We start from the raw sequence: 6296 nt of genomic DNA, 5'->3' as shown, positions 1-6296 counted from the left end.
TTTTAACGTAGTCAGCGTGTCCTGGACAGTCAACGTGTGCGTAGTGACGAGTTGGAGTGTCGTACTCAACGTGAGAAGTTGCGATTGTGATACCGCGCTCACGCTCTTCTGGAGCGTTATCGATAGATGCGAAGTCTTTAGCTACACCGCCGTAAACTTTAGCTAGAGTAGTACAGATTGCAGCAGTTAGAGTTGTTTTACCGTGGTCAACGTGGCCGATAGTACCAACGTTAACGTGCGGTTTCGTACGTTCAAATTTTTCTTTAGACATGAGTGGTCCCTCTAGGTACGGATTTTGGTGGCCCAAATTGACCACGCAACCAAAAAAGATTATTGGTAAATCTAATATCAAAAGGAAATATGCTTGAGAGCTGGTGCTGATAGGCAGACTCGAACTGCCGACCTCATCCTTACCAAGGATGCGCTCTACCACCTGAGCTATATCAGCACTCAAATTAGAGTGGAGCGGGCAGCGGGAATCGAACCCGCATCATCAGCTTGGAAGGCTGAGGTAATAGCCATTATACGATGCCCGCAACACGTAACTCTGAGAGCTATTTCCTAAAGAATATGGTGGAGGGGGACGGATTCGAACCATCGAAGGCAGTGCCGGCAGATTTACAGTCTGCTCCCTTTGGCCACTCGGGAACCCCTCCAAAATTTCTAGCCATTCTCACGACTCGTTGTTTCTCTAAGAAACAGGAGAGAATGGTGCCGACTACCGGAATCGAACTGGTGACCTACTGATTACAAGTCAGTTGCTCTACCTACTGAGCTAAGTCGGCATAAGTGGTGCGCATTCTATTGAATGATTTTCTAGGTTGCAATAGGAATTTTAAAAAAAATCATAAATTTCGATTTTTTGGATTCGTTTGCTGCAAAAACGTACAAACCTCGCTTTTTTAAAGTAAACTTCGACCTCTGTCGCTTGCTTTAAAGTTCGCTTGATGTATGTTCATGCTCTCAATGAAACCAAGGATGAAAGAGCCCCATGAGTCCATTTTTGTCATTTGACCGTGCCAACTGGGCAGAATTAAGAAACTCTGTGCCAATGACACTTTCTGAAGACGACTTAATTGCGCTTCAGGGCATAAATGAAAATCTAACCATGGAGGAGGCAGTAGAAATCTACCTGCCATTGTCTCGGTTATTAAATTTGTATGTACAAGCTCGCCAGAGTCGTAATACGGTTCTTCAACAGTTTTTGAATACCGAAGAGCATGCCCCTCCCTTTGTCATTGGAATAGCCGGTAGTGTCGCGGTAGGCAAAAGTACTACTGCCCGTATCATGAAAGCACTACTCTCTCGCTGGGAAAATCACCCTAAAGTATCACTAGTGACAACAGATGGTTTTCTGTATCCCAAGAAAGTGTTGGAAGAAAAGGGAATCATGCATCGCAAGGGCTTCCCTGAATCTTATGATATCAAGCGATTAGTTGAGTTTATGTCTGACGTAAAGGCAGGAAAACCCAACCTCGAAGTACCCGTCTACTCGCATATTACCTACGACATTACCGACGAGCTAAAAAAGGTAGACAGGCCTGATGTTTTAATTATCGAAGGCTTAAACGTATTACAGAGCGGAATGGATTATCCACACGATCCCCATCGTGTGTTTGTTTCGGATTTCCTGGATTTTTCCATTTATGTCGATGCAGAATCTGACACCATTGAGCAATGGTATGTGGAAAGGTTTTTGAAGTTTCGTCATGGCGCTTTTACCAAGCCGGGATCTTATTTTAGTCACTACACACAACTGTCAGTTGACGAAGCTAAAAACAAAGCGAAAGAAATCTGGAATAGTATTAATGGGCTCAACCTAGAACATAACATTCTCCCTACCCGGGAAAGAGCCCATTTGATCTTACATAAAGGGGTTAATCACCTCGTAGACAAGGTGTCTCTCCGTAAGTAAGGGGATAACTCAATCCCCTTTCCTCAACGAAATTTCACCACCAATGTAGGTTTCCAATCCATTGTCGGTCTCAAGCACCACACCGCCTTGCTGATCGATACCTTGAACAATCCCCTTTACCTCTCTGGAACCCATTAAGAGTTTGACCGGACGTCCAATGAAGTTGTCCAGACGATTCCAGCGATCAACAAAACCAGCCAGTCCCATCATTTCGTAATCGACCAGTATCGTCTTCCAATGCTCGATTAGCGTCAAAGCAAGCTGCGTTCTATCTAAGCTGAGATCAGCACACACTTGATTTAGCGTCGTCCAAGGCTGGTCAATATCAGGCTGCTTATCTGGCATTCCAATGTTTAGACCCATTCCTATTACGAGATTAGCAGCCCCACCGGCTTGGCCTGACATTTCTACCAGAATGCCCGCGAGCTTTTTATCTTGATAATAGAGATCATTCGGCCACTTGAGCTTAACGCCTTGGATGCCCATCTCCTCTAATGCTTCAACCGCAGCGATACCAATAACGAGACTCAAGCCCATTGCTGCGGCCATACCGGCATCAAGACGCCAGTACATAGACAAGTATAAGTTTGAGCCAAATGGAGAAATCCATTTTCGACCACGACGGCCACGACCGCTAGCTTGATATTCAGCGACACACACACGGCCTTTCTCAGATTCATTCACCTGCTCTAACAAGTACTGGTTCGTTGAATCAATAACTGGTATTAACTCCAGTTTTGGCTCTGAGCTATCCGCTAGTCTCGTCTCATCTAACAGTTGGATGGGATGAGCCAATTGATAACCACGTCCTTGAATACGGTATATATCCACCCCCCATTCACTCAGTCCTTTAATATGCTTAGCAATCGCGGCTCTTGATATACTAAGGTCTTGACCTAAGGTTTCACCTGAATGGAACTCGCCATCACTGAGTGTTTTCAGGATGTGCAGTTTTGTTGCATGCTCTTTTCTCATTGCGCAGCCTCTATCTCAGCAAGATTGGTTTCACCGCAACGATTGATAAAACGAACTTCATGTTCGAGCTCAATCTGGTATTTATTCCAAACCGTCTGCTTAACGAGAGACGCCAATGCCAGTACATCTTGCGCACTACAGCTGTCCACGTTGGTCAGTACCAATGCTTGTAACGGGTTAACCTGCGCACCATTAACAGAGATCCCTTTAAGACCACATTGATCAATGAGCCAACCCGCGGCCACTTTCATTCCGTTTTCTACAGGGTATGCCACTAAATCATGATGAGTCTCAATCAGTCGATCATAATGATCTTGCGAGATCACTGGATTCTTAAAAAAGCTGCCTGCATTACCCACTTTCGCTGGATCAGGCAATTTCTCTTGGCGAACCTGGCAAACACGTTCAAATATGGATACTGGACTTAATTGTTCGGCGGGAATACTTTGCAAAGGACCGTATTGGTTGATCGGTTTCCATTCTTTGTTCAGCTTAAGTCCAACAGCGCAAATAAAACATTCACCATACAAAGCATTCTTAAAGATTGAATCACGATAACCAAATTCGCACTCATCTGTGCTCATACGTCGGGTCTCAAACGTCTTGAGATCCAAGATGTCCACATAATCGCAAACGTCTTTCAATTCTAATCCGTAAGCACCAATGTTTTGGATTGGCGCAGAACCTGTACATCCGGGAATGAGCGCTAGGTTTTCTATGCCACCTAAGCCTCGCTCGACACACCAGGAAACTAAATCAGGCCAATCTTCACCACCTTCGATATGCAGCAAGTAATGGTCGTCAGTCTCTTTTACCACTTTGCCAGACAGTCTATTGATGATAACCAGACCTTGGTAATGCTCAGTGAAGAGCACATTACTTCCCTTGCCCAGAAATAGCTTAGGTAAGCTTTTGAAAGCAGGATCCTGAAAGAGTTGAATAACATCGTCAACAGATTCAACGACGGCTAAATACGAACAGGTTTGTTCGATACCAAAAGTGTGATAAGCCTTGAGGCTCGCGTTTGTTTTAATTTGCATAGTGGTTTGCAACGCCAGATAAGATTCTCTTAAACTGTCAACATTCTACCTTAGAACTCTTTTAACCGCAGTGACAATACCTAACTCATTAATCATAGAAGTGTTAAATCCGATCAAGCTTCCTCTCATTAAGAGGTTGTATAAAGCCCATTATCCCGCAGGGCGAGCCAAAAGAGATGAATTGATCATCACAGCAAGTCGTGAAGGATCTATCGTCGCTCTACTCCGTATGAAGAGCGTGGAAAACTTTCGATTATTAACTGGGATGCTTGTTGTTCCTGAGTTTAGAGGAACAGGTGTAGGGAAAGCGTTACTGACTCACTGCGAAAACACAGTTTTCACCAATAGTGATTATTGCTTTGCATTTGTGCACTTAGAGACTTATTACTCTCAACATGGTTTTAAGACCATCGATAGCTCAGAACTACCAAACTCATTGAAAATGGCCTTTCAACGCTACGTCGACAGCGGTAAAGATCTCATTCCAATGCAATTCATCCCATCCTAGACTTCAAACCGCGTGCTTTTGTAGCCAGATAAATCATATCTTTGGTAAAATATCAGGTTCGCAATATTGCACTAAATTAAGGTACTCACACCGATATGATAGTAAGTAGGAATCCATTCGAACAGTTGCCAAGCCTCGCAGTAAATCCTGAGGACTTTGACGTTCTGTATTCTGCACAAGAATTCAGGACTCGCCTTCTGGATGCGATAAGCAAAGCAACGTCACGAATTTACCTAGTCGCTCTATATCTGGAAGATGACGAGGCTGGACGTGAAATACTCACAGCACTTTACGAGGCGAAGCAACGTAATCCAGGGCTGGACATCAATATCTGTGTAGATTGGCACCGAGCACAACGCGGTTTGATTGGTGCAGAAACCTCTGAAGGTAATTCAGCGCTGTATAAAGCATTCGCGCAAAAGTACCAACACCGAATTCCTGTATATGGCATTCCCGTCCGTGGTCGAGAAGTCTTTGGTGTTCTACATTTGAAAGGCTTTATTGTCGATGACACTGTTATTTACAGCGGAGCAAGCTTAAATAATGTCTATCTGAACTATCATGGTCGTTATCGCTTTGATCGCTACCATGTCATTCGCAATGAGTCTCTTGCAGACTCAATGGCGCAATTTATTCAGAATGAGATGATCGCTCACCCTGCAGTCAATGACCTTGCTAACCAATACAGGCCAGAAACAAAAGAAATCAAATCGACTATTCGCCAATTACGCGCTTCACTATCTCAAGCAAGTTACCAGTTTGAAAGTCAGACAGAGACGGAAAAAGGTGTAAAAGTCACACCACTGGTTGGCTTAGGTAAACGACGTAATGTATTGAATCAGCAAATAGTAAAATTACTCGCGACAGCTCAAAATGAAATTTTCATCTGCACCCCGTACTTCAATTTCCCTAAAGCAATTCACCGTGAAGTAAAGCGGGCCATGAAGCGTGGTGTGAAGGTCACTATTGTGGTCGGCGATAAGATAGCAAATGATTTCTATATTTCTCCTGAAGAAGATTTTAAAACCATTGGTGGCTTACCTTATCTTTATGAAGTGAACCTTCGTCGCTTCGCTAAAGCAAATGAAGCCAACATAGCAGCACGAAAGCTATCGATTCACTTATGGAAGCACGACAATAATAGCTTCCACCTGAAAGGTATTTGGGTCGATAAACGCTACATGCTGCTAACAGGTAATAATTTGAACCCTAGAGCTTGGTCGCTTGATCTGGAGAATGGCTTATTGATTCAAGATAACTACGCCCAACTTACCGATAAGTTCGAGGAAGAAGTTTCGCGAATCTTGGAACACACTCACTTAATCTGCACTTACAGACAGCTAGAAAAAGTAGAAGATTATCCATTCGGTGTACAAAAACTAGTAAGAAAAATTACGCGCCTAAAAGCCGATGGGGTCTTAAAGCGCATTCTGTAATCTAGCTGCTTCAACCATTACAAATCAACGCCCAACGTCTGTTGGGCGTTTTTGTTTCTAATACATTACTAATAGGTTTTGGAGGGTCTATTGCTGAAGAATCTAAGCCGCAGAGCGTCTCCGTCTAGTCTTTGACTCTTCTCTTATCTATTAATGTTTCACAACTTAAGGTACTGACGTGTGACTTATAAAGCTCATGACTTACAAGTTGTAGAGATCACCGTTATTCAAGTTAGTAACGTGCGAAGAAGTGAAACTACGGCCTCTACCATGATATACAGATGGGGAAACTTAGAACGAAAAAAGCCTAGTCTTTCGACTAGGCTTCTTAATAAGTGGCGGAGTGGACGGGACTCGAACCCGCGACCCCCGGCGTGACAGGCCGGTATTCTAACCAACTGAACTACCACTCCGCAGTGGTA

6 protein-coding genes and 5 tRNA genes are annotated in these 6296 nt (G+C 43.8%); 3 read left to right on the top strand and 8 right to left on the bottom strand.

Features of this window, described 5'->3' with window-relative positions; translation table 11 throughout:
• The 5 genes from L3V31_RS21580 to L3V31_RS21560 form a co-directional block, all read right to left on the bottom strand.
• A partial coding sequence (locus L3V31_RS21580) for a GTP-binding protein (protein WP_237318172.1) occupies positions 1–271 on the bottom strand: 271 nt, incomplete at its 3' end.
• A 101-nt stretch (positions 272–372) separates the two neighbouring features.
• A tRNA-Thr gene (locus L3V31_RS21575) sits at positions 373–448 on the bottom strand.
• 13 nt (positions 449–461) lie between these two features.
• Positions 462–536: transfer RNA gene (locus tag L3V31_RS21570), tRNA-Gly, on the bottom strand.
• 35 nt (positions 537–571) lie between these two features.
• A tRNA-Tyr gene (locus L3V31_RS21565) sits at positions 572–656 on the bottom strand.
• Between the two features lie 53 nt (positions 657–709).
• A tRNA-Thr gene (locus tag L3V31_RS21560) sits at positions 710–785 on the bottom strand.
• Between the two features lie 206 nt (positions 786–991).
• Between L3V31_RS21560 and coaA the strand changes: the two genes are divergently transcribed.
• Positions 992–1915, top strand: a complete 924-nt coding sequence (gene coaA, locus L3V31_RS21555; protein ID WP_237319221.1) for a type I pantothenate kinase — start codon at positions 992–994, stop codon at positions 1913–1915.
• Positions 1916–1924: 9 nt separating this feature from the next.
• On the opposite strand, the gene birA is transcribed toward coaA, so the two are convergent.
• Positions 1925–2890 (bottom strand): bifunctional biotin--[acetyl-CoA-carboxylase] ligase/biotin operon repressor BirA, encoded by a 966-nt coding sequence (birA, locus tag L3V31_RS21550; RefSeq protein ID WP_237319220.1) that lies wholly within the window; start codon positions 2888–2890, stop codon positions 1925–1927.
• Positions 2887–3930, bottom strand: coding sequence for a UDP-N-acetylmuramate dehydrogenase (gene murB / locus L3V31_RS21545; protein ID WP_237319217.1), 1044 nt, complete (start codon positions 3928–3930; stop codon positions 2887–2889). Before murB ends, birA begins: the two co-directional genes overlap by 4 nt.
• 100 nt (positions 3931–4030) lie before the next feature.
• Here murB and L3V31_RS21540 point away from each other — a divergent pair, with 100 nt between their 5' ends.
• Together L3V31_RS21540 and pssA are read left to right on the top strand one after the other, a co-directional pair.
• Positions 4031–4438: a GNAT family N-acetyltransferase gene (locus L3V31_RS21540; protein ID WP_237319223.1), complete on the top strand. Its 408-nt coding sequence runs from the start codon at positions 4031–4033 to the stop codon at positions 4436–4438.
• A gap of 95 nt (positions 4439–4533) precedes the next feature.
• Positions 4534–5874: a CDP-diacylglycerol--serine O-phosphatidyltransferase gene (pssA, locus tag L3V31_RS21535; RefSeq protein WP_237319215.1), complete on the top strand. Its 1341-nt coding sequence runs from the start codon at positions 4534–4536 to the stop codon at positions 5872–5874.
• Between the two features lie 336 nt (positions 5875–6210).
• On the opposite strand, the gene L3V31_RS21530 is transcribed toward pssA, so the two are convergent.
• A tRNA-Asp gene (locus tag L3V31_RS21530) sits at positions 6211–6287 on the bottom strand.
• Positions 6288–6296: the final 9 nt, after the last annotated feature.

The organism is Vibrio sp. J1-1, assembly GCF_021728395.1.
GTDB lineage: Bacteria > Pseudomonadota > Gammaproteobacteria > Enterobacterales > Vibrionaceae > Vibrio.
Note: the sequence above shows the minus strand (reverse complement) of the source record. Positions and strands in the feature narration are given on the sequence as shown.